Annotated in this window: 28 protein-coding genes and 1 pseudogene; 24 read left to right on the plus strand and 5 right to left on the minus strand. The window is 69.9% G+C overall.

Going from position 1 to position 20,624, the window contains the following annotated elements:
- Positions 1–35: 35 nt before the first annotated feature.
- Positions 36–1,523: a restriction endonuclease fold toxin-2 domain-containing protein gene (locus JHN45_RS36745; RefSeq protein WP_307783295.1), complete on the minus strand. Its 1,488-nt coding sequence runs from the start codon at positions 1,521–1,523 to the stop codon at positions 36–38.
- A gap of 427 nt (positions 1,524–1,950) precedes the next feature.
- Here JHN45_RS36745 and JHN45_RS36750 point away from each other — a divergent pair, with 427 nt between their 5' ends.
- The 19 genes and pseudogenes from JHN45_RS36750 to JHN45_RS36830 all read left to right on the plus strand — a co-directional run bounded on the left by JHN45_RS36750 (position 1,951) and on the right by JHN45_RS36830 (position 17,064).
- Positions 1,951–2,667 carry a hypothetical protein gene (locus JHN45_RS36750; RefSeq protein ID WP_201053815.1) on the plus strand — a complete coding sequence of 239 codons (717 nt, stop codon included), beginning with the start codon at positions 1,951–1,953 and terminating at the stop codon, positions 2,665–2,667.
- 29 nt (positions 2,668–2,696) lie between these two features.
- Entirely contained in the window at positions 2,697–3,467 is a 771-nt protein-coding gene (locus tag JHN45_RS36755) for a hypothetical protein (RefSeq protein ID WP_201053823.1), read from the plus strand.
- Between the two features lie 32 nt (positions 3,468–3,499).
- A complete protein-coding gene (locus JHN45_RS36760; protein WP_201053830.1) occupies positions 3,500–3,997 on the plus strand; it encodes a hypothetical protein in 498 nt (165 codons plus the stop codon).
- 19 nt (positions 3,998–4,016) lie between these two features.
- On the plus strand, positions 4,017–4,718 hold the full coding sequence (locus tag JHN45_RS36765) for a hypothetical protein (protein WP_201053832.1): 702 nt from the start codon (positions 4,017–4,019) through the stop codon (positions 4,716–4,718).
- Positions 4,719–4,845: 127 nt separating this feature from the next.
- The gene (locus JHN45_RS36770) at positions 4,846–6,639 is read left to right on the plus strand and encodes a type IV secretory system conjugative DNA transfer family protein (RefSeq protein WP_201053839.1); all 1,794 of its coding nucleotides are present in this window, start codon (positions 4,846–4,848) and stop codon (positions 6,637–6,639) included.
- Between the two features lie 105 nt (positions 6,640–6,744).
- Positions 6,745–6,981, plus strand: a complete 237-nt coding sequence (locus tag JHN45_RS36775) for a hypothetical protein (protein WP_201053841.1) — start codon at positions 6,745–6,747, stop codon at positions 6,979–6,981.
- Complete coding sequence (locus JHN45_RS36780) at positions 6,978–8,162, plus strand: DnaB-like helicase N-terminal domain-containing protein (RefSeq protein ID WP_201053843.1); 1,185 nt, start codon at positions 6,978–6,980, stop codon at positions 8,160–8,162. The genes JHN45_RS36775 and JHN45_RS36780 overlap by 4 nt, the downstream gene beginning before the upstream one ends.
- Positions 8,159–8,761 carry a hypothetical protein gene (locus JHN45_RS36785; protein ID WP_201053845.1) on the plus strand — a complete coding sequence of 201 codons (603 nt, stop codon included), beginning with the start codon at positions 8,159–8,161 and terminating at the stop codon, positions 8,759–8,761. Before JHN45_RS36780 ends, JHN45_RS36785 begins: the two co-directional genes overlap by 4 nt.
- Complete coding sequence (locus JHN45_RS54190; protein WP_268982444.1) at positions 8,751–9,041, plus strand: DNA cytosine methyltransferase; 291 nt, start codon at positions 8,751–8,753, stop codon at positions 9,039–9,041. The genes JHN45_RS36785 and JHN45_RS54190 overlap by 11 nt, the downstream gene beginning before the upstream one ends.
- Positions 9,034–9,282: pseudogene (locus JHN45_RS54520) on the plus strand (DNA cytosine methyltransferase); the annotation flags it as partial. The gene JHN45_RS54190 and the pseudogene JHN45_RS54520, both read left to right, overlap by 8 nt.
- Before the next feature lie 534 nt (positions 9,283–9,816).
- The gene (locus JHN45_RS54525) at positions 9,817–9,954 is read left to right on the plus strand and encodes a hypothetical protein (RefSeq protein WP_307783294.1); all 138 of its coding nucleotides are present in this window, start codon (positions 9,817–9,819) and stop codon (positions 9,952–9,954) included.
- 95 nt (positions 9,955–10,049) lie between these two features.
- Positions 10,050–10,649, plus strand: a complete 600-nt coding sequence (locus tag JHN45_RS36795) for a DUF4913 domain-containing protein (RefSeq protein WP_201053847.1) — start codon at positions 10,050–10,052, stop codon at positions 10,647–10,649.
- Position 10,650: 1 nt separating this feature from the next.
- Complete coding sequence (locus JHN45_RS36800) at positions 10,651–11,460, plus strand: hypothetical protein (RefSeq protein WP_201053849.1); 810 nt, start codon at positions 10,651–10,653, stop codon at positions 11,458–11,460.
- Complete coding sequence (locus tag JHN45_RS36805) at positions 11,457–11,942, plus strand: type II toxin-antitoxin system RelE/ParE family toxin (RefSeq protein WP_201053851.1); 486 nt, start codon at positions 11,457–11,459, stop codon at positions 11,940–11,942. The genes JHN45_RS36800 and JHN45_RS36805 overlap by 4 nt, the downstream gene beginning before the upstream one ends.
- A gap of 32 nt (positions 11,943–11,974) precedes the next feature.
- Complete coding sequence (locus tag JHN45_RS36810) at positions 11,975–12,769, plus strand: winged helix-turn-helix transcriptional regulator (RefSeq protein ID WP_201053859.1); 795 nt, start codon at positions 11,975–11,977, stop codon at positions 12,767–12,769.
- A 98-nt stretch (positions 12,770–12,867) separates the two neighbouring features.
- Positions 12,868–13,722, plus strand: a complete 855-nt coding sequence (locus JHN45_RS36815; RefSeq protein ID WP_201053864.1) for a DUF317 domain-containing protein — start codon at positions 12,868–12,870, stop codon at positions 13,720–13,722.
- 487 nt (positions 13,723–14,209) lie between these two features.
- Positions 14,210–15,091 carry a hypothetical protein gene (locus JHN45_RS36820; protein ID WP_201053865.1) on the plus strand — a complete coding sequence of 294 codons (882 nt, stop codon included), beginning with the start codon at positions 14,210–14,212 and terminating at the stop codon, positions 15,089–15,091.
- A 230-nt stretch (positions 15,092–15,321) separates the two neighbouring features.
- Positions 15,322–16,170, plus strand: a complete 849-nt coding sequence (locus JHN45_RS36825) for a hypothetical protein (RefSeq protein WP_201053867.1) — start codon at positions 15,322–15,324, stop codon at positions 16,168–16,170.
- Between the two features lie 270 nt (positions 16,171–16,440).
- A complete protein-coding gene (locus JHN45_RS36830) occupies positions 16,441–17,064 on the plus strand; it encodes a hypothetical protein (RefSeq protein ID WP_201053869.1) in 624 nt (207 codons plus the stop codon).
- A gap of 263 nt (positions 17,065–17,327) precedes the next feature.
- On the opposite strand, the gene JHN45_RS54195 is transcribed toward JHN45_RS36830, so the two are convergent.
- The gene (locus JHN45_RS54195) at positions 17,328–17,462 is read right to left on the minus strand and encodes a hypothetical protein (RefSeq protein WP_268982445.1); all 135 of its coding nucleotides are present in this window, start codon (positions 17,460–17,462) and stop codon (positions 17,328–17,330) included.
- 248 nt (positions 17,463–17,710) lie between these two features.
- Here JHN45_RS54195 and JHN45_RS53450 point away from each other — a divergent pair, with 248 nt between their 5' ends.
- The 5 genes from JHN45_RS53450 (at position 17,711) to JHN45_RS36850 (ending at position 19,123) form a co-directional block, all read left to right on the plus strand.
- Positions 17,711–17,950, plus strand: coding sequence for a hypothetical protein (locus JHN45_RS53450; RefSeq protein ID WP_236584525.1), 240 nt, complete (start codon positions 17,711–17,713; stop codon positions 17,948–17,950).
- Positions 17,951–17,953: 3 nt separating this feature from the next.
- Positions 17,954–18,085 carry a DUF317 domain-containing protein gene (locus JHN45_RS54530; protein ID WP_307783296.1) on the plus strand — a complete coding sequence of 44 codons (132 nt, stop codon included), beginning with the start codon at positions 17,954–17,956 and terminating at the stop codon, positions 18,083–18,085.
- 55 nt (positions 18,086–18,140) lie between these two features.
- Positions 18,141–18,434 carry a hypothetical protein gene (locus JHN45_RS36840; protein ID WP_236584526.1) on the plus strand — a complete coding sequence of 98 codons (294 nt, stop codon included), beginning with the start codon at positions 18,141–18,143 and terminating at the stop codon, positions 18,432–18,434.
- A 51-nt stretch (positions 18,435–18,485) separates the two neighbouring features.
- Entirely contained in the window at positions 18,486–18,710 is a 225-nt protein-coding gene (locus JHN45_RS36845) for a hypothetical protein (protein ID WP_201053871.1), read from the plus strand.
- 80 nt (positions 18,711–18,790) lie between these two features.
- Positions 18,791–19,123 (plus strand): esterase, encoded by a 333-nt coding sequence (locus JHN45_RS36850; RefSeq protein WP_201053873.1) that lies wholly within the window; start codon positions 18,791–18,793, stop codon positions 19,121–19,123.
- A gap of 163 nt (positions 19,124–19,286) precedes the next feature.
- On the opposite strand, the gene JHN45_RS36855 is transcribed toward JHN45_RS36850, so the two are convergent.
- The 3 genes from JHN45_RS36855 to JHN45_RS36865 all read right to left on the minus strand — a co-directional run bounded on the left by JHN45_RS36855 (position 19,287) and on the right by JHN45_RS36865 (position 20,599).
- The gene (locus JHN45_RS36855; RefSeq protein ID WP_236584527.1) at positions 19,287–19,502 is read right to left on the minus strand and encodes a hypothetical protein; all 216 of its coding nucleotides are present in this window, start codon (positions 19,500–19,502) and stop codon (positions 19,287–19,289) included.
- Positions 19,403–19,960 (minus strand): transposase, encoded by a 558-nt coding sequence (locus JHN45_RS54820; protein ID WP_374195661.1) that lies wholly within the window; start codon positions 19,958–19,960, stop codon positions 19,403–19,405. Before JHN45_RS54820 ends, JHN45_RS36855 begins: the two co-directional genes overlap by 100 nt.
- Before the next feature lie 117 nt (positions 19,961–20,077).
- Complete coding sequence (locus tag JHN45_RS36865) at positions 20,078–20,599, minus strand: proline dehydrogenase (protein ID WP_201053880.1); 522 nt, start codon at positions 20,597–20,599, stop codon at positions 20,078–20,080.
- Positions 20,600–20,624 lie beyond the last annotated feature (25 nt).

Raw genomic sequence — 20,624 nt, forward strand, 5'->3', positions numbered from 1 at the left:
GGGGTGCTTCCTGTGCGGCGGGGTACGAGCGGTGGTCAGGGAACGTAGCGGGCGTGGCCTTTGACTCCGTAGGCGGCCATCATGATGCGCCAGTACTGGACTGCCTCCTGGTTGTTGGTGACGGTTTCGACGCCTCGCATCTCCGTGTTCCGCGGGTCATTGAGCGCGGCCGCGTACTTGCGGAGCTCCCGCCGGTCCTTGTCGTAGAGGAAGTCTCTGTCACCGTTGTCATGGTTCTTACGGAGATCTTCCAGGGAGCGGTAGCAGCGCTGGTCCGGCTTGTTGACGTACTTGGCTTCGATCGCCATACCGTCGCTGTCGCGGAAGCCGTCCACCATCAGGGTGTTGTTCACGCTGAGCCCGGCCGGGATGTGGACTTCGTACTCGGGATAGCCGGCCACGCGCTTCTGATAGGCGATCTCAGCGGGCTTGCCACCGGAGAAGCCGCCCTGCCGGAGGGAGTTCAGCCAGGTCTGGAAGTTCTTCCGCGCTCCAGGCGTGAGCGGTGGGAAGCGCGGGTCAGGTGGAGTGGTCGGGGGTATCGGCTGGACACGTGGGCCGTTGACCGGGCGGTAGGCCACCGGGACCAGGGTCGGGATGCGGATGAGAGGAGCCGGGAACGGGGGCAGCCCCGGTACGAGGCTGTCGTTGTCCGGCCGCGGCATCTTCACCCGGGCCTTGGAGCTGTCCAAAGCCGGCGGGATGTTCCCGAGCGCGTTGATCCGCATGTCGTTCGCGACAAGTTCGTGCAGACCACCGTCATGGCCGTCACCTCCGAACCGCGGCTGCTCCCACGGCCAGAGAACCTCGCCGCTGGGGGACGTCTCCTCGTACGGCAGCCGCTGCTTGGCGGTCTCTACGTGATCGGCGTAGGCGTCACAGGCGGTCGCAATCATCCTGCAAGCGGTGGGCAGGTTCGCCATGAGGGTCTCGTCCTCGCTCACCGAACTGGGCGGTGAGCTCTTGCCGACGAACTTCCTGAAGAACTCCTCGACCGCGTCGGCCGTCTCACCGGCCTCGTCGAGGGTGGCTCTCTTCCACGCGGCCTCGGAGTCCCAGTACACGTTTTCGAGGATCTTGGCTGCACTCCGCCAGGTGTCGGCCACGGCACGGAGCTTGTCCGGCTGCCCGAGGAAGCGCTCGTTGAAGAGGTATTGGTCGACTCCGCTGGTCTCGCCAACGACTTCGGGGAGGTCTTCGGCGTTGTGGCTCGCGCGCGGGGTGCAGTCGGGGCCCGACGGCTGCGCACCGATTCCTGGGCCTTGAGGGCTTTGCCCCAGGAGTTCCTCTGCGATGCTGCTTTCCGCCTTCAGGAAATTCTCGGCGGACTTGAGCAGCGCGCCCGCGCCGTTGGCCATCACTCGATGAGCGAACCCGGCCTGCTCGAAGACCGTCTTCACGGCTTCCTTGTACACAGCGGCAAAGGCCCGGCCCGCCTCATCGTCGCCAGCCATGCCGCCGTTCTCGCCTAGCTCCATGGAGAGCAGGCTCAGCATGTTGAAGACCAGGTCACGCAACTCCACCAAGGACCAAGACGCGTTGACGAAGTTCGCAGTCTGATGCCGAAGATTCAACGTCCCCCCGCAGCTCCGCGACAGATGCTGCTCGAATCGTACACGGTTGCGAACGAGGCCCGCCGGACACTCTCTTGACCCCGTTTTACTGCGTAAGCCTCAGGGCGACAGACCGCCTCGGCCCACGGGCCGAACGAGCACGAGGACCTTGCGGCATTCGCCAAGGGAATCACTGCCCAGTTGCCCGGCTCATGGACCATGGCCGCCCACGAGCACGCCACGTACCGCAGCTGCCCCACCGCTCGGCGTCCTGGGGCACAACCGCCCGACCGCCCGACCGGATCGCGCTAGCGCGGATTCCCGGCCCCACCAAATCCGTCTTCGGGCCACATCCTCGTCCTCCGCACGGCCCCGACCTCTGCGAGGTGCACCTCTCGTGGCGGAAATACCCCCGCACATCACCATCGCCCACCACGACCAGTACGGCGTCGTTGCCGCGACATCGCACGACAACCACGTCACCGACCACATGCTGCGGCGGGTCGGCTTCGAGCGGCTGCCCGGCAGCCGCATGTACGCCCTGACCGAGCCGGACCGCGACCTGACGCGGCGCGGACAGCAGGCCGTCCAGTCGTTGCGCGCCGCGCAGTACAGCGTCACCTCCGACGCCACATACAACCTCCAGCCCGCCACCCGCCTCAACCTCGGCCGTGGTCTCCTCGACGGACCGGAGAACAACCCCGTCCCGGAGGTCCTCGGCGGCGGGGAGGTGGTCTTCGCCTCCGCCCACGCGCTCGATGCCGATATCCGGACGGCCCGGATCGTCGTGCACGACCAGGTTCGCGATCCCGACGGCACGCTGCGCGCGGTCGGCACCGACATGCGCACCCGCGAGGGCGTGCTGCTGCACGGCGAGGGCGATCTGCGCTACGTCGAGAGCCGGTTGGACAGCACGGCCCTCGCGTTCGACGCGTTCTCCTACATCCGCGGCAACGGACGTCCCGATCCGACTCCCGCGACCTGGCAGCGCCGGGTCCAAGCCGCCACCGCCATCTCCCCGGCCCGCGCGGGCACTTCGGTGCCGCAGCGGCCCGACGTCACAGTCACCTACCGCCCGGACCCGGCCGCTCGGCAGCCGGTCCGCGCCCGCTAGGTCATCCGAACCCAAAGGGAGTCCTCAGCATGAAACTGCAACTCGAGCCCGACGTCGCCTTCGGTGTCCACCCGGACCTCGGTGTGGTCGCCGCCGTGGCGGACGACCACCCGTTCCTCGACGAAGTCCTGCGCAAGCACCACTTCCGCTACAGCAGCGCCCTCGATCTGTACCTGCTGCCCGGCGACACCCCGCACAACACGGCGGTGCGGGCCGTGGCCCGCGCCAGCCGCGAGTTCCAGGACGTCGGCCTCTCGGTCGCCGCCGACCCCCGCATCATGCTGCCGCCCCCAATCCCCACGCCGGACGGAGTGCCCGTACGCCAGGCACTACCCGGACAGTCACTGACCGCCCTGACCGGAGAACTGCACGAGGTGCGCCGATCGGCCGATATCGCCGACGTCCTGGAACAGATCCTCGACGAACACCACGGCGTCGTCGGCGACTTGGAGGAGTTCATCGACACGGCCGCCGCCTGGTGCGATCGGCTCGACACCGCCAACGGCCGCGAGTTGGGCCAGCACCTGCGCACCATCGCCCACCACGTCGCGTTCCTCGGCGACCAGCTCGTCACCGCCCAGCTCGACCTGGCGGTCATGCCGGACGTGACGCCGGGCAACGCCCCGTCCCTGTCCGAGGTGCCGCTGCTCCCCCGGCACGAGGTCCCGTCGGTCACGCACACCGCCCGTGCCCGCGCCGCTCTCGCGTCCTCCCCGACCCGCCCGGCCGCCCAGTCCACGTCCCCGAACGAAGCAGCCCACGCACCGGCCTCCCCGCCCAGCCCTCGCCGTACACGCTGACCTTTCTCTCGATCGCACAAGGAGTCCGGCTCATGGCCGTAAAGAAGATCTGGACCATCAACCATGCCTGTGGAGACAGCACTCAGGCCGATCTCTCCGACCGTCCGGCGGACCGGCGTGCCGGATACGCCCGTTGGCTCGCCGAGCGCGACTGCACCGACTGCTGGCGTGCCACCCAGGGCGAGGACACCGAGTCGAAGGCCGAGTGGCTGGCGAAGAAGCGGGCCGCCGAGCAGGCCGAGGCCGAGGAATGGTCGACGCGGTATCGGATGCCTCCGCTGGAGGGCACCGACCGCGCCATCGTCTGGGGCACCCGCTGCCGCCACCAGCTCATGGCCGCCGCCTACAGCGCCCTGGTGCTCGAAGGCGCCACCAGCGAGGCGGACTGGGCGGCTATCGAGGACGCCGCGCGGCCCCTGACGCGTGCCGGGTGGTGGCTGGACCAGCGCGACGCCGACCCCGCCGACCTGCCCGAGCTTCTGGCAGCCGCCACCGCAAGCGACCGGCCCACTGAGAACCCTCACTTCTGACCCGCCCGCGGAGGCCTCCATGTCCACCACGCCCGATGTCGTCATCACCCGCGAGCCGACCGGCAACGTCACCGCCGAAGGCGGGGACGAACTGGCCGTCACCCTCCTCAAGCGCGCCGGCTTCGTCATCGAGACCACCCCGCTCTCCTTCTGGTACCGCCTGCCCTGGGATATGGGCGAGGAGCGCGAGAACCAGATGGCCAGCCATGCCGCCCGGATGCTCACTGCGGTCGGTTACCGGGTCGAACTCGATCCCGGCCTGGACGTCACCCGGATCACCACGCCCACCGATCCCCTCGGCACGCGCGTCTACGGGCAGCAGATCCTGTCCCTGACCGACCAGCTCAACGGATCCGAGACGTACGCGGGGTCGGCCGATCTCATCGAGCACGTCGTGGACCCGGACGACGGTGTCCTCGCCCGCCTCGGTGAGTTCTTCGAGGCCGCGGCCGTGCAGGCCAACGTCGCCGACACCGATGCCGGCTGGGACCTGTCCCACCTCTTCGAGGACGCCGCTGCCACGCTCACCTCTCTCGCCGAGGACTTGCGCGGCGCCGGCCACCAGACGCAAAGGCTCGGACCGCCCCAGAAGCGGAGCTGGCAGGAAGGCGTCGCCAGCTACTACGCGACGGCCCCGCGCCCGCGCACCGGAGCCACGCCCGCCGCCGAAGAGCCCTCCGCCACGCCACCCACCACGCCCCGGCCGGGCCGGGCTCGCTGACCGCTCCCCCGCCACTCCGCCCAACTCCCCTGCTCACCGCCACAACCGCCAGGAGCCCGCTCGTGATCACCAGAGCACCTCGCCGCCCCGCCGCCACCCGTAGGTCCGCACCCCTCTGGATCCCGCCTTGCCATCTCCCCGTACCAGCACGCCCTCGACCACCACCGGCACCGACTTCCTCCTCTACCTCCTGATCGGCATCGCCGGTCTCGGCATGGCGGGAGGCTCGCTGGCCTGGCTGTTCGGCAATCTCGCCAACGCCGTGGCCGGCTCCGATCCGTGGGCCGCCTTCCAGCCGACCAACGCGCTCCTGCACCCCGAACGCGCCTGGCCGCATCTCGCCCGGCCCGCCGTCCTCACCAGCTGCTACCTGCTGCCCACCGCCATGCTCGCCGCGGCAGCCGTCCTCGGCGCCCACCTGTGGCTGCGCGTCCGCCGGAACCCCAACGGGCTGGCCGATCAGCGGGACCTGGCCGACCTGCTGCCCAAGAAGATCGCCGCGAAGGCCATCGACCTGCGGCCCAGCCTGAAGGGCACCAAGCCCAAGGCAGTGGTCCCGAACGACCGCGGCGTGCTGCTGGGCACGCTGAAGCCGGGAAGCACCGAGGTCCGTTCCTCCTGGGAGGACGTTCTCCTCGCGATCATGGCGCCCCGCTCCGGGAAGACCTCGGGCCTTGCGATACCCGCGATCCTGCGCGCCCCCGGCCCGGTGCTGCTGACCTCGAACAAAGCGGCCCGCGATGCCTTCACGGCGACGCTCGACGAGCGTTCCCGGGTGGGTACGGTGTGGACGCTGGACCCGCAGCAGATCGCCCACGCCCCGCAGAGCATGTGGTGGGATGTCCTCGCCGACGCCCATGATCTCGCCGGGGCGCGGCGGCTGGCCGGGCACTTCGTGACCGCGTCCGTGGACGAGTCGAGCGCGGGCGACTTCTGGTCCACGGCCGCCGCAAACACCCTCACGGCGCTGTTCCTCGCGGCAGCCCGCGACCACCGGCCGATCACCGATGTGCTGGCCTGGCTCGCCTCACCCGCCGACCGCACCCCCATCGACCTCCTACAAGACGCCGGCCTCGACGCCGTCGCCGCCCAGCTCCAGGGCACCGTGGCCGGAGCCGTCGAGACCCGCGACGGCATCTTCGAGACCGCCCGGCAGTACGCCAGCTGTCTCCTCGACCCTGCCATCGCCGCCTGGGTCACCCCTCCCAACGGCCTTGAGAAAGTACGGGAATTCAAGCCCGAGGCGTTCGCGACCAGCAAGGACACCCTGTTCCTGCTGTCGAAGGACGGCGGCGGTTCCGCCTCGGCGATCATCGCCGCAGCCGCCGACGCGGTGATGCGAGCGGCCGTCATCCAGGCCGAGCGCGACGGCGGGCGCCTCGACGCCCCGCTACTCGCGATCCTCGACGAGGCCGCCAACGTCTGCAAGATCTCCGACCTCCCGGACCTCTACTCCCACCTCGGGTCCCGGGGCATCATCCCGATCACGATCCTGCAGTCCTACCGCCAGGGCGTACGGGTCTGGGGTGAGGCCGGCATGGACGCCCTGTGGTCCGCCGCGACGATCAAGCTGATCGGCTCCGGCATCGACGACGCCGACTTCGCCGACAAACTCTCCCGCCTCGTCGGCGACCACGACGTCCGCACCGTCTCCGTGTCCACCAGCGAGTCGGGCAAGTCCACGTCGGTGTCGATGCGTCAGGAGCGCGTGCTGCCGGCCGACGCGATGCGGGCCCTGCCCAAGGGCTCCGCACTGCTGCTGGCCACCGGCATCCGCCCCGCCCTCCTCGACCTCAAGCCCTGGTACCGCGAGCCCGACGCCGACCGGCTCGGCGCCGCCTCCGCCAAGGCCACCGCGGCCATCACCGAGCGCGCGCTGGCCAAGCAGCCGCACCGCGACGACTTCGGCCCGGCGGCATGACCGCCCCGGCCCGGCACGACGCGCGCACGAGACGCGCGGACGTACGGCCCACCGCGTCCCCGAGCCCCTGCTCGACCTCCCCTTAGTTCTTCTTGAGGTGCTCCTGTGTCCCACCCTGTACCAACCTGGGCTTCCATCCGTCCGTCCGAGCGGCTTGCCGGCACTCCCGCCGTACGCCGCGGCGGCGCATGGTGGCTGGTCACCCCGACCGGCACCATGCCTGCCTCGGACCCCGTCTGCACCGGTGAACTGGACCGCTTCGCCGCCGACATGGCCGCTGCCGACCGTGCCGTCGCGAAGCTGCGCACCGAGCGCACGGCCGCGCGGAAGGACCGGCGGTGACGCCGCTCGTCCAGGCCGAGCAGGCGGTGCTGGGCTCGGTCTTCCTCGACCCCGCTCAGCTCGACCATCTCTCGCCCTGGCTGCGGTCCGAACACTTCTCCCGTCCGGCGCACGCGGCTCTCTACGCAGCGATGCTCAAGCTCCGCGCCGACGGCCACCCGGCCACAATGGGGAAGAGCGGAGACCCGATCCCGCTGTCCTGGGTGAGGGACACCGTGCGGGAGGCCAGCACCCGGACCCGTGGGCTCACCGCGTCGTACGCCCACTCCTTGATCTCCGCGTGTCCGCGGCCCACCCATGCGCCCGTCTACGGGCGGATGGTCCTGGAGGGCGCCATCCACCGCGGCGTCACCCAGCACGCGATCCGCCTCCACCAAGCGGCGCGTACCGACGCCGTGCGCGGCGGAGTCGAGGAGACGGTCCGCCACGCCCTAATCCTGGCCGAGGTCCTCGCCGATCTCGCCCACCGGTGGGGCACCGAGCCACGACCGCTAACGCCCCCGGCCTCGATCACGCCGGCCTCGCAGCAGCCACAGTCGGTCGACGAACAGGTCCTCGCCGACGAGGAGTTCCTCCTCGGCTGCATCAGCGCCCGGCCCGAGCAGCTGCTCGACGTCGTCGGCTGGCTGCGTCCCGGCGACTTCGCGGACATCGGCCATCAGCAGATCTACCGTGCCTTGGGCGCCCTGCATCACCGGGGCGAACCCATCGATCAGCTGACCGTGCTGTGGGAAACGCAGCGCCGGGGTGCGCTGTCCGACGGGACGCTCGACGGCGAACGCGTCCTGCGGATCTGCGATCCGCTGTCCCTCTCCGGTGTGGCCGAGCACTTCGGCGAACAGGTCGTCCAGGCCTCGCTCGTCCGCACGGCCGCGGCCTCCGCCCGCCAGGTGCGCGCGCTCGCCGACGACGAGTCCCTGGCCCCGGGACGGCTGATCGGGTACGCCCTGCACGCCCTGGGCCCGCTGGACGAGGTCCGGCGCCGTCTACGAGCTGCGTCCGGCACCGAGCCCGCGCCACCCCGTACAGGCCGCCTGGCGGCCGCCACCCCGCCGGAGACTCGCATCGACGCGGCCCGATCCCGCAGCCGCCCCCACGCCACCACCGCCTCGGCCCCGGCAACCACCGCAGCCCCGCGCTCTCCTGCCCCCGACCGTGCCACCCGCCGGAGCCCGTCATGACAGATCGCACCGGTCGCGCCGGCCTGGAGAAGGACGAGCTGTACGCCGTTGCCCGGGAGTTCGACCAGCTGCGCGCTCAAATCAGCGTCCCCCAAGTCCCGAGCGATCTCCTCGATCTCGTCGCCGCGTCCCAGCAACTGGCCACGCTGACAGGGCTGGTCAAGGACCTGTCGGACGAGGTCCTCTTCCGGGCCGTCGACGAGGACCCCGGGCTGGACTTCGGGCCGGTCATCGACGCGTACACCTCGGCGACGGTGCCCGCCGGACGGGCGATGGAGAACTACACCGAGGCGTATGCCCAGTTCGGCTTCCTGCGCCGCTTCGCCGAGGCCCCCGACTCGGCGGATCTGCGCGACGCCCGTGCGGCGGCGTTCCGCGTCGTCCAGGAGCGGATGGAGCTCGTACGCGACGATCTCCACGAGGTGAGCGACACCTTGCGGGGCGCGGCGGACCGGCTGGACGGCACGCCACCACGCGTGCTTGCGGCGTTGAGCCGTTCGGCGCGGCCGACGAACTCGATCTACCGTCTGCCCGTGGAGCCGCCCGCCTCGGGTCCGGTCCGGCTCGCCTACACTCCGGAGCCCCGCCATGGCCGCTGAGCTGGCCTCGGTGGGGGCGCCGCCGTTGATCGGGAGCCTGTGCTCGGGCTACGGCGGCTTGGACCTCGGTGTCCAGGCCGCCCTCGGAGGCACGCTCGCCTGGCACGCCGAGATCGATCCGGGTGCCGCCCGGATCCTGGCCCGGCACTGGCCCACCGTGCCCAATCTCGGCGACATCACGGCCGTGAACTGGGCCGAGGCCCCGGAGGTGTGCGTCGTCACGGCCGGCTTCCCCTGCCAGAGACGTCTCGGTCGCCGGCCCCCGGGCCGGACTGGCTGATGGCACCCGGTCCGGTCTGTGGCACCACGTCGTCCGTGCCATCGAAGCCCTCAAGCCCTGCATGGTGGTGATCGAGAATGTCCGAGGGCTCCTCACCTCGCCCGCAGGTTCCCCTGGCGACGTGGAACTCTGCCCGTGGTGTCTGGGAGACACCGCAGGCCAGCCTCCTGTGCGCGCACTCGGTGCCGTACTCGGCTCCCTGGCCGACATCGGGTTGGATGCGCGCTGGTGTGTGCTTCGCGCCTCCGACGTCGGAGCCCCGCATCGCCGAGAGCGGATCTTCCTCGCCGCCTGGCCGTCCGGGCGGATCACCGCTGCTCAAGACCCCGACCAGCAACCTGGGGGCCAACGGGGGCAGCCAGCACCCGGCGAAACGCAAGCAGGGCGGCCACGGCCCGAACCTGGCGGACGAGGTCGAGTGGCTCCTGCCCACCCCGAAGGCCTCCGACGGCATCAAGGGCTCGCCCAACCAGCGCCACGGCAATGGGGACTTGACCCTGCCCTCGGCGGCAGCACGCCTGCGGCCCACCCCGGATGCCACGCCCACACGCACGACAGGGCAGCGGAAGGGCGCCACGAACAGGACCCCACGCGCGCAGTCGCTGCCGCTGTTCGGGGATTCGGCCGTGCAGGACGGGCCGAGACCTGGGGGCCATACGCCGCCGCGATCACCCGCTGGGAACGCGCCACCCGTCCCGCGCCTCGGCCGACCGACGCCGCCGGCCGCCTCAGTCCACGGTTCGTGGAGTGGATGCAAGGCCTTCCTCCCGGCTGGGTGACCGACACACCCGGGCTGGGGCGCCCCGCCCAACTGACCGCTCTGGGCAACGGAGTTGTGCCCCAACAGGCCGCCCGCGCCCTGCAGATCCTGGCCCCGCCCAGGACCGTATGCCGCCATCGCGCGCCGCGCTGACCTGCGCCTTCTACACCCGTTTCCCGGCCGGGCCAAACCCCCGTTTCTCCGGAACCTCGACACCCCACCCACCAGAACTCGCACCAGGGGTAGCCATGTCCGAACCCGCCCACGAGAGCGAGCCGGTGCGCATACCGGACCACGACCTGGACGACCTCGTCGCCACGGTCACCCGGCTCGTCGCCGAGAGCCGCAAACAGGCCGAGACGCTCGCCCGGCTCAGCGACGACCAGCCGTCCCAGGAAGACGGCGAACCGGCCGATCCCGTGCACCCTGACAGCCCGGCATCGGCCTCCGCCCCGGCCGAAGGCAATGCCAACGACGGGCCGGCCTCCGTCTTCATCCTGGCGCTCGGCGCCAAGGCGTACGCCGAAGAACTGGCCGCGCTGACCAACTGGGTGCACAACCTGCTCCTGCCGGTCTACGGACGGGAGATCACCACCGGCCGCCCGTGGTGCCGACAGTGGCAGGAGCACCCCGAGGCCGTCGCCCGGCTGCACGCCCTCTGGCTCGCCTGGCAGCAACTCACCGACGTCCAGGCCGGCCTCACCGGTCCCTCCAACTGGCACCGCGACCACCTCGACCCGGCCCTGCTCCAACTCCGCACCCCGGACGGCCCGTTCGGCGCCTGCACCACCAGTGCGGCCCGACCCCACCACCGGCTGCTGGCCTCGCCCGAGCCCGCCGGAGTCTGAGATGGGCCACGCGTACGAACCTCACGCGCCGGACTACCGACTCGACGGCTTCCAAGCCGCCACCGCGCAGATCGAGGATGACTTCTTCTCCGTCACGCTCTCGGACGACCAGTCCGTGCCCCTCTCCGAGCACCACAGCGCCGACGGCCGCGACAGCTACCTGCTGCTGTACGACCGGTCCGCGATCTGGGACATCCCGGGGACGGCGGAGTACGTCACGCTGCACATCAGCCGCGACGTCGAGCAGCGCACGTTCGACTTCACGTCCGAGCGCCACCCCGTCGTTCCGCTGGCGCAGCACTGGCTGATCCGCCGGGGCTGCCCGCTGGAAGCCGCCGAGGGATCCCACCACTACGGACCCCGCCCCGCCGACGCGGTCACGGCACGCCTTGAGGACCTGCTCCGGACCAACCCCGGCGACCGGTACGACGTCCTCGACCACTACACCGACAACCCGTGCTCCTTCGACGTCGGCGTCGAGGTCCGCACCCTCGTCCACGACAGCCACCCCGACTCCACGGATGCGCCGTATCGCCTCTTCCTGGAAGAGACGACCAAGGATCTGCGCTCGTACACCGTGCGGGAAGGCGCCTTCACCAGCGCCGAAGAGGCCGATACGTGGGCTGTGGAACGGGAGTCGCCACTCCCCCTGGCACCTGATCCACCAGGCGCCGTCGGCCGCCGGGCGGCAGCCGCCCGCGCTCGCTCCACGGTCACGGGCAACGGCCTCGCCGTGGCTCCGGCACCCGTATCGCCGCCGCGGTCAGCAGCAGGACCTGCCCCGGCTCACTCCCGTGGGAGCGCACGATGAGCCGGGCACGGTACGCGTTCGCCGCCCATCCCGAGGCCCTCGCCGACCTGCGCGCCGTACCGGAGAACATCCGCGACCTGGCCCTGCTCGAACTGCAGCACCTGGTCCACGGCAATGAACGCGGCGCCGCCCTTCAGCGCGAACTGGCGGGCTGCCACAAGGTCTACGTCGACCCGGAAACCCGCTGGCGGCTGGTCATCCAGTACCGGGACGCTCCCGCCTCCTCCCAGCACAAACGGGAGATCTACCTCCTCGCGGTCGGCGAGCGCCAGGACCAGGCCGCCTACCGCACCGCGGCCCTTCGGTTGGAGCGCGAACGGGCAGCCACCGCCACGTCCCCGCACGACCGGCGTGCCCAAGCCGCCAGGGCCCGCTCTCCTCAGCACCGCGGCGGGCAACCAGTCACCGCTACCCAGCACCCCGCGGCAACGACCACCGCCACGAACCGCACCACGTCGGAACGCGCCGCGCGGTCCCGCTGACGGCGCTCAACCACCCTCCGGAGAACCACACAGTGCCCGACCTCTCTCCCTCCGCCACCCGTCACACCGAACTCGTTGACCAGGCCGTCACCCGTCTCTCGCCCCGTTGGACCACCTGGACCCTGCAGACCATCCATCACCACGGCCCCATGCGCCTTGCGGATATCAACTCCGCGCTTCCGTGGGTAGGCGTCCATGCCATGGCCCAGATCGTGCGCCGCATGCAGACGAGCGGTCTCCTGGACCGACCTCAGTTCGGGGTGTACGACCTCACGCCGCTCGGCCGCGACACGCGACACGTCCACCGTGCGCTCTCGGCCTGGCACCGTACCCACCTCGCTGACGGCACGGCGTCGCTCGCTGAGGCGGAACGCTCGGAAGACGCACTCGGCTGGCTACGCGGGAAGGGCACGATCCCACTCCTCCATGCCCTCGCGCGGTACGGCCCTCTTCCCAACGGTGCGCTCCGAGACGAAGCCGCGCTCGCCACCGGCTCCTTCCACTACCGCATCACGCAGCTCCAGACCGACCAGCTGGTCACCCGCACGAGCCCCTTCTCCGGCCGAGGCTCCGAGTACACCCTGACGTCCGCAGCCCGCGGACTCACGCCCGTGTACGCCGAGCTCGGGGAGTTCGCCCGCAAGGCACACTCAGCGGCGACTCGCCCGGACCAGCACAGCGCGACAGCTCAGCAGGCCGTACGGGCGAGCGCGGCCGTGCGCCGCAGTCCTGCGGCTTCTTCCGAGCTGTTCTCGCACGTCTTCGCCCCTCAGCCGCGCGTCCCGGCGTACGTCACCGCACGCTCCCATCCGTCCCGGACCAGGTGACTCCAGTGCCGACAGCCAGATTCCGCCGCGCGACCGCGTCCTCGTGCCCCCACACGAGCCGCTCAACCGGCCGTGCCCCACCACCCGAAGGCCCTCTCATGCCCAGCCCGGACCCCCTCGCCCCCGACCCGCATGCGGATGTCCTGGTCAGCCCCGGCTACCTCGCCGGCCCTGGCGACGGCCGCGCCATCTTCAACACCTTTGATCTCGCTCCCAGTTGGACCAAGACCATCGCCTTCGGCACCGACGCCTACTACACCAGCCCGTGCCAGCGCGTACGCGTCGCCAACGCAGTGGAGAGCTTCTACGGCGGGTGGACCATCTCCTACGCCGAGGACCCGCTCGGCGTTCCCGACTGGATCACCACGTTCGACCGGAACACGCCCCACGAGATCGTGGCCGCGTTCACCAAGCCCCTCGTCGACGGACTGCACAACAACTTCGCCGACTACCTCAGCGGCGGCCGGCACTACACGGGCACCAGCCCCGCATCCCTGACCGCGCGGCACCGGTGGGATCCGGTACACGGCTCCCGGCCGTTCCGTACGGTCTCGCCCGACGGCCACGCCGCCTACCAGATGGGCGTCGGCTGGCTGCACGAGTACGACGAGCTGCTCACGCCCGAGAAGTCGACGTGGCGCATGTCCGCCGGCACCGACCCGGTGTACACGCCGAGCTGGCAGACCTTCTTCAGCCGGTACACCCCGCAGCACCTCATCACGGCCTCCACCGCCGTGTTCACGGACCCCACCCCCGTGCCGCGCGCCCCGGACCAGATTCCCGACCGCCACCGCTCACTGGTCTCGGTCACCCACGAGGCCACAGCCAGGCCCAACCCGCAGGCCACAGCGGCGCTCGCCCGCAGCAGCCAAGCCCAGGCGATGCACGTACCTCCGCCCCCGGCCGCGCCGACCGCGCTCGCCGGACACGCCGGCTCCCGACGGCAGCGCTAGCGCCCCCCTCAGCACTGGAGTCCCACTTTGCCGAACGCCGCCCCCGACGGGGGCCTGTACGTCTCCCCGCTCTACCTCGCCGGCTCCACCGTTACCGGCGATCCCACCATTGCACCCCTCTCCTCGACCACGACTTCGCCCTCCACGACGACGAGCTAGAAGTTACGTGGAATCACTTGCGAGGCTGGCGGTCTCGTACGGGGACCCACGGACTGAAGGGATCAGCGGTACGGGGGTGGCAAGGATCCCAGACGTGGAGCGAACCGGCCGGGTGCCCATCTGGTGGTGCAGATTGACAGCCTCCACCCAACAGGAAAGCGCGAGACGCTGCTGGCCCTTGTGCTGATGACAGCGTGCCCCGCCTTCGAGGGCGTGGACGGACTGGGACTTTAGATCAATAGACTCGGATTCCGACTGCGCCCCGCCAGCCGCCCGGAAGACCTCGAAACCATCCAAACTCTCATAGACCGCACGCAGGGGACCCACCATGACAGACACCAAGCAGCACTCGATGCGACGGGCCCTGCGCCGCGAAATTGCCGGCACTATCGGCCTGCTCACCGACGAACAGGACTTCACCGCAATGCGGCGCTACCGCACCTTCGTCTTCGACGAATACGAGTCCTATCTTCGGCAGGTGGAAGCCCTGCTCCGGAGTCGCGCAGGTGAAGGCAGCCACACCACCGTCGCCCTCTTCGACCCTGAGGAATACGCCGAGTTTTGTGCCGATACCGGCCTCGCCCTCGACGCCCCGGCCAGCCGCAGCCGCTTCACCGCCGAAGTGGCCGTCACCGGCACCACTCTCCCCTATGAGGGCCAGCCTTTGGCCGAACTCGCCCGGAACCTCATCGACGAGTCCGTCCGCCAGGTTACCCAGGAGTACGCATCCGAATTCCTCTCTCACATAGGCCCCTGCGCAACCTGCGGAAAAGACATCGGCCGCGCCGCGCTTGCCCGAGCCTCGGAACTCCTCCTGTGCATCTTTAGCGCCGCGGCCCCCGGCGACCACCATCTCGTGTGTCGTGTTTCCGCCGTACCTGAAACCCTCATTGTTGATCTGCGCACCGACGGCGACTTACAACTCGAAGAGACCGAGGCGCTGGAGCTCACCACGGTTCTTGCCTTCGGTATCGCGGCACACAACGCCGGAGGCCTCGTCATGCGTACCAGCACCCCCGGCATGAATGACCGCGTGTACGGCTGGCGGCTGCGAGGAGACGGACTCCAGCCGTTTACCGCGGCCGAGGTGTTCGACGCCTACCGCACCCACATCAAAGCGGGGGACATCGGCGTCACGGAAACGAATGTCGCCTACTGCGAGCCCCCCGACCTTGGCGAAGTGGGACGGTCAGGCGGGCACACGCACTGAACAGCCGAGGGCGCCGCGCCCGTAGGCGGAGTGCCCAGTGGGCCTATTGCCGACCCGGGGGGTCCTCTGGCCGGATCAGGTGGGCACTTTCTCGCCAGCCACACCCACAATCACCACTCCCACACCAGAGAGGACTCAGTACAATAGAATTTGTGTACTGAGTTCATTCTGCCTATCGTGAGAGCCGCGCCGCCGAACTCCACCCGGCCAGACCAAGGGAGCGCCCTCCTGTGACGAGCGCAGAGCGCACGCGGTACCACGTCGGAAACCGCGAGATCGGCCTCGACGTCGAGTACCGCGTCGAGTGCATCGGCACCCTCGACGAGGCCCGCGAGTGGCTGCGCGCCGACGTCGAGGCCGTCGCCGAGGACGTCGAGGACCCGAGCCCGTTTGACGCGTTCCTCGATGTCCTCGACGACGCCGAGATCGTCGGCGAGCACCACATCGACGTGTTCATCTTCTTCGTGCAGACCGTCGAGGACTGCGGGTGCCCGTGCGATTGCGCCGAGCGCGGCGAGAAGTGCGACGGCGAGCACCGTCGCGAGGCCGCCGCCGAACCTCAGCTCGCCGGCGCCGACGACAAGGGCCGATCCACGTTCCATTTCGACGGTGCCGAGTACGCCGTGTTCAACACCTCGGACAAGGCCGTTGACGAGCATTGGGTCGTCGCCAAAGTCCCCACCGAGGGCCCGACCCTGGCGAGCCGCGACTACCTGCTCGCGGGCGCCTCGACCCGCGACAACGCGTTCGCCCTCGCCGTCGAGAAACTGCGCCCCGCCCGCCTGATCACGTTCATGCCGCCCCACTCCAACTCGTTCGTGGAACCTCGCGAGGAGCGCGAGGCCGAGGAATACCCGCAGGTGGCCGCCGACGGGTGGGTCTGTGCCTGGCCGACCGAGGAGTACGCCGTACTGTTCGAGAACGGGGAGGTGCGCGCCCACATCTACCCAGGTCACCGCGTCAAGGTGTCCGTCGCGAGAGCCGAGGGGGACGGGTTCGACGACCTCGACGGCGAGTGGCGGTTCGTCGAGACGGCCGCCCTCGCCGCCCGCGCCCACATCCTCGACGCCCGCGACTGACCCACCACGCGAGGGCGCCGGGCGAACGCCCTTACCGAAGGGGCGCCCGATGTTCGTCAAATTCTTCCCCGTGGTCGTTACGGCGCTCCCCGCCGACGAGGATCATGCCCCGCTGCTGGTCGGCCTCCGCCGCCCGGATTGCGCGCGCCGAGCACGTCGCCCAAGACCGCGTGCCACTCCCACACGAGCAAAACGCGTTGTTCGCCGCATGACCGCCCCGCCCAGCCTCGCCCGAGGCTGGACCCGACCGCGTCACCAGGAGCAGGAACCATGAGGAACGAGCGGCCCGATGAGACGGCCGTAGGGAGGCTGCGCACACAAGTGCTCGCCGCTTTCGATCAGTTCGAGGAGGAGCGCGAGGCCGAGCAGCGCCAGTACGAGCCCGCCGAATCGTCCGGCCTCGAACGCCTCGCCCAGGAGTACGCCCGAGCGGTCACCGCCACGGCGCGCGCCGCCCTCGCCGAGCGGGTCGGTCCGTCCCTCTCCCTCACCGAGGCTGGCGTCATCCGCCGCACCGCGAAGGCCGTCGAGGGCGCCCTACCGAGCGTGATCGTCGGGGCTCGTGTCGATGGGTGGACGGCCGCCGAGATCGCTGCGGAGCTAGGCGTGACCGCGTCGTACGTTCACAGGATCCTGCGTAACAACCCGTGGGACGCGGTATGGACCATGTACCGCGCGACCGGCGACGACACGTGGGAACCGGTCGAGTCCGGAACCCTCTGCGCCACCGAGTCCGCCGCCAGTGTCGCCGACCAGATACTCGGTGAACGTCTCGACCACTCCCTCGCCCGCAGCGGAGCCCGCTTGTGCGTATGGCGAACCGGTGAGGAAGGTGACCCTGACGACGCTCGGTTCACCGCCAAGCACGACGGTGACACCGTTCGCGACCACTGAGCAGAACGTGTCGCGGGCCTGTACACGGCGACTCCACCGTCGGACAGGCCGACTGCCGACACAACGGGAGCGACCCCCGCCATGGGCAACCCCACCCCTGCACAAGGCAAGTCAAGCCTCCACCAGCGGGTAGCCGGCCCTCGTCGCGCACCAACGACGGCCTCGCCGCCGAGCGCCGAGGTCCCGGCGTACCCCGGCGCTCCACACAACAGGGTTCGCCCCGCGCGGCGTTAGCCGATGCCGACCCACTCGTTCCGGTCCGCTCACAGCGCTCCATCGGTCTCGGCGTCCATCAGTCGCGCCAGCTCCTCCACGGTCAGCTCGATCCGTCGCCCGTCAGCCATCCGGGACCTGCCCAACGACGCCGCCTCGACGTCATCGACGAACTCGTCGTACACGTGGATCTCCTCGCCGCCCAAACCAGCTCCTCCCCCGGTCTCCGCCCGGCTCTGCGAACGGCCGCTCCCCCAAGCAGCTGAGGGAGCGGCCGTTTCATTCCGTCTTGGACGGACATCAGCCGTCGCATCCGCAGCCAGTTCGCCCACGGCAGACGCACACCTCGCGCAACGACTGGAGACCCCACCCAAGACCATGTCAACGTACGGGAGCCCGGAAAAACCGCAGGTCAACGAAGGGTTCTCTGTTCGTGACGCTCACCGCCACCACCGCGTTCCGACCCCCCACCGAACTTTCTCTTCCCGCCCTCGGCGAGCGTGAGTGGCTCCTCGAATGCCACTGCGCCCGACCCGTCACCGACCTCCTCAAGGACCAGGGATGGGACGTCGTCACCGATCTGGACTGCAACGTCCACTGCTCCAGCCCCGACCGGCGCGTGTACGTGGGCTTCCTCCCCGAAAGCCGGGCGGTGGCGCGCGGCGAGCTGTGACACATCCACGTCACGGCCAAGGACGGCACCACGGCCTGGCACCAGGCCTTCGGGCCGGACACCCCGACACAGGCTGTCGCCGGGTTCCTCGCCGCTTTGATCGCCGTTCCCGCCCGCTACTGCACCTGCGTCTGACACCGCCCGTCAGCGACCGCAGGCCAGGCCCGACCGTCGTCCCGGAGGTCACCTCATGCCCCGCCACTCGATCACCGTGACCTCGTATCACGCCGACAACACCGTCTGCCCCTCGGAACACCAACACACCAGGAGCGGTAAACCACTCACCGAAGGCTGCACGGGACGCAACCACTTCATCGCGTTGTGCAGCTGCACCGCCTGGACGAGCAGCCGCTCGTCCACGAAGAACTACGCCGCCGAAGACGGCAGGCGGCATCGCGCCGCGCAGCAGCGAGCGGAGTCCGCCGCGCCGCCGAACGGCCCCGCCGTGCTGCGCGAACTGCTTCGACTCGACGCGGACGTCTGATACGGCCCGCCACGCCCCACTTCGACCACCCTCATCGCTCAGGAGGCTGTCTTGCCCTACGAGATCACCGTTGGCCAGCTGGTCCGTCAGCTCCAGACCTTCGATCCCGACCTGCCCGCGTACTTCGCCATCAACCCGGACTGGCCGCAAGCCCACCGCATCGGCCGCATCGTGGAGATCACCGGATCGCACGGAGCCGTCTACATCGCCGAGAACGGCCAGGAGGGCGTGCTGCCGCCCGCCGTCCGCAACCAGTTGGACTGGTCCGACGTATGACCTGCCGCCCCCGTGCGCAGCCCCCGTCGTCGACCGGCTCCTCGCCTCATTTGGTCCTCCGTGACCTGGTCCGTCACCCGATGCCACGATCCGTACGCGGCGCCCTCCTGCGCCGCGTGCCTCCGCATCCCGCCCAACCGATCCACACGGTGTGGATATCCAAGGTGAAGCCCGGCCGGCTACACCCCGGCTCCGTCCTGCTGAGCTGGAAGCCCGGCCTCGGAGACGGAATGGATGTTTCCGCCCACCTCGGACTGACCTCGGCAGAGGTCCTCCTCGCCAACTGGCCGGGCCTTCACGGCGACTGGACCCCCGTCGTACACCCCACGGTGTACGAGGTCTTCGGCCTTCACGCCGCTCTGTCCGTGGCCACCGACGCGCTGCGCCTCGCCAACCATCTGGCCGCTCGCTGACAATCCAATCGCCGCAAACGCCGAGGGCTGCCCCAAGATTCGGGCAGCCCCTCGTGGCGTTGAGACATCGCACTCCTGTCTCGGACGGCCAAGTGCTTTCTTGCCCTGGGTGGGCCAGTACTGCTGTTGTACTGAGGAAGTTCCGGGGTCGCGTCACGGACCGTTAGAACGGCGCCCAAGTCCGCCAGGAGCCACCTGACCGCAGCGTCTCAACACGCTTCTCGACTTCCTCGGCGGCGCGTGGGTCCTCGCCGGCGTTCTGCACGAGCCAGGTGACCATCAGCAGTTCGCAGGTGCTCCGGAGCACGGTGAACCCAGGCCGCTCCCGGACGTCGAAGCCATCGCCGGGGATGATGGACAGCCCAGTTGCAGAGGACACGATGGGCAGTTCAGTGTCGGGTGCGCTCGGCCCCGGGGGGCAGGGGCCAAAGAAGTCGTCCGCTCGTCCGCTCGCGCACGAGCGGCGTCGAGCAGTGTCCGTGTGAGGTCGGCCAAGTGCCTCACGTCGGTGCTGTCGAGCACGGTCTGATGGATCTGGTCCCATGCCCCAGTACGGGACCAGATCCGGAACCGACGATGCGCGGTGGACTTCGACATCCCGAAGCAACTCGGCAGGCGACGCCACGGACACCCGCTGGTCAGCACATAGACAATCGCGGCGAACACGTCCTCATCGGCGACGTTCTGCGTTACGCCGCCCTGAACACGCAAGACCGGCGGAGGCAGCAGGGGCCGGGCGATCTCCCAAAGACCATCCGGAACGATCCATCGCCAGCGGTTCAGTCCCATGTCTGGCCAACAGCCAACATGCCGAGCGAGACACGGCCTTCGCGCCATGCACGGGGACGGTGTCCGGCGCTACCTCCGCCAGCTCGTGAGGCAGTGTTCCCACTACCGAGCGTCGCAGCTGGTCACAACGCTGCACGGCTTCCGCCTGACAACCAGCCGGCGCGCTCACGAGCGCGGCCAGTAGAGGCGTATCTCGGTGCCGCCTAGGACGTCGGTAGCCGCCGCGCGAAGGCCCTTCACGGCCTGGTACAGCAAGTGCTCCCGCTCGGCTGCGAGCGCGGTGTCCTCGGTCTTGCGGGAGGTGTCTTCCGCGTGGGCGTCACGCACCATCCGCCGCACGACCTCGGCAAGGTCGTTGGCCGCGTGGACCACACCGTACAGCGCCTCCACCACGGAAGGCGGTCCCTCCAGAATGACAACCTCGGCGGCCCGGTGGACGCCCCGGGCCTGGGCGACGAAGCGTTCCATCTTCTCGTCGACGTCCCTCAGGTCCGGCCGGTCCGCCCGCAGCGCGTCGCGCACTGCGTCCAGGGCGACATCACGGTCGTACACCGCGCCCAGGTAGTTCGCGTAGGCGTCCCGGCGATGCTGCCGACGCCACTGGTCGAACTGCGAGCGCGCCACCGCGCGGCCGGTGACCATCGCGGAGCCGAGGGTGGCGAGTGAGCCTACAGCGGCGCCGAGCAGCGCGGTTACTGACCTTTTCGGGTTG

The sequence above is a fragment of the Streptomyces sp. MBT53 genome, from assembly GCF_016654115.1.
GTDB lineage: Bacteria > Actinomycetota > Actinomycetes > Streptomycetales > Streptomycetaceae > Streptomyces.

What these genes read in the sequence shown, in the direction of transcription:
- JHN45_RS36755 (WP_201053823.1), top strand. Translation starts at nt 2,697, where the DNA reads ATGAAACTGCAACTCGAGCCCGACGTCGCCTTCGGTGTCCACCCGGAC.
- JHN45_RS36760 (WP_201053830.1), top strand. Translation starts at nt 3,500, where the DNA reads ATGGCCGTAAAGAAGATCTGGACCATCAACCATGCCTGTGGAGACAGC.
- JHN45_RS36765 (WP_201053832.1), top strand. Translation starts at nt 4,017, where the DNA reads ATGTCCACCACGCCCGATGTCGTCATCACCCGCGAGCCGACCGGCAAC.
- JHN45_RS36785 (WP_201053845.1), top strand. Translation starts at nt 8,159, where the DNA reads ATGACAGATCGCACCGGTCGCGCCGGCCTGGAGAAGGACGAGCTGTAC.
- JHN45_RS54190 (WP_268982444.1), top strand. Translation starts at nt 8,751, where the DNA reads ATGGCCGCTGAGCTGGCCTCGGTGGGGGCGCCGCCGTTGATCGGGAGC.
- JHN45_RS36795 (WP_201053847.1), top strand. Translation starts at nt 10,050, where the DNA reads ATGTCCGAACCCGCCCACGAGAGCGAGCCGGTGCGCATACCGGACCAC.
- JHN45_RS36800 (WP_201053849.1), top strand. Translation starts at nt 10,651, where the DNA reads ATGGGCCACGCGTACGAACCTCACGCGCCGGACTACCGACTCGACGGC.
- JHN45_RS36805 (WP_201053851.1), top strand. Translation starts at nt 11,457, where the DNA reads ATGAGCCGGGCACGGTACGCGTTCGCCGCCCATCCCGAGGCCCTCGCC.
- JHN45_RS36815 (WP_201053864.1), top strand. Translation starts at nt 12,868, where the DNA reads ATGCCCAGCCCGGACCCCCTCGCCCCCGACCCGCATGCGGATGTCCTG.
- JHN45_RS36820 (WP_201053865.1), top strand. Translation starts at nt 14,210, where the DNA reads ATGACAGACACCAAGCAGCACTCGATGCGACGGGCCCTGCGCCGCGAA.
- JHN45_RS36830 (WP_201053869.1), top strand. Translation starts at nt 16,441, where the DNA reads ATGAGGAACGAGCGGCCCGATGAGACGGCCGTAGGGAGGCTGCGCACA.
- JHN45_RS36840 (WP_236584526.1), top strand. Translation starts at nt 18,141, where the DNA reads ATGCCCCGCCACTCGATCACCGTGACCTCGTATCACGCCGACAACACC.
- JHN45_RS36850 (WP_201053873.1), top strand. Translation starts at nt 18,791, where the DNA reads ATGCCACGATCCGTACGCGGCGCCCTCCTGCGCCGCGTGCCTCCGCAT.
- JHN45_RS54820 (WP_374195661.1), bottom strand. Translation starts at nt 19,960, where the DNA reads ATGGCGCGAAGGCCGTGTCTCGCTCGGCATGTTGGCTGTTGGCCAGAC.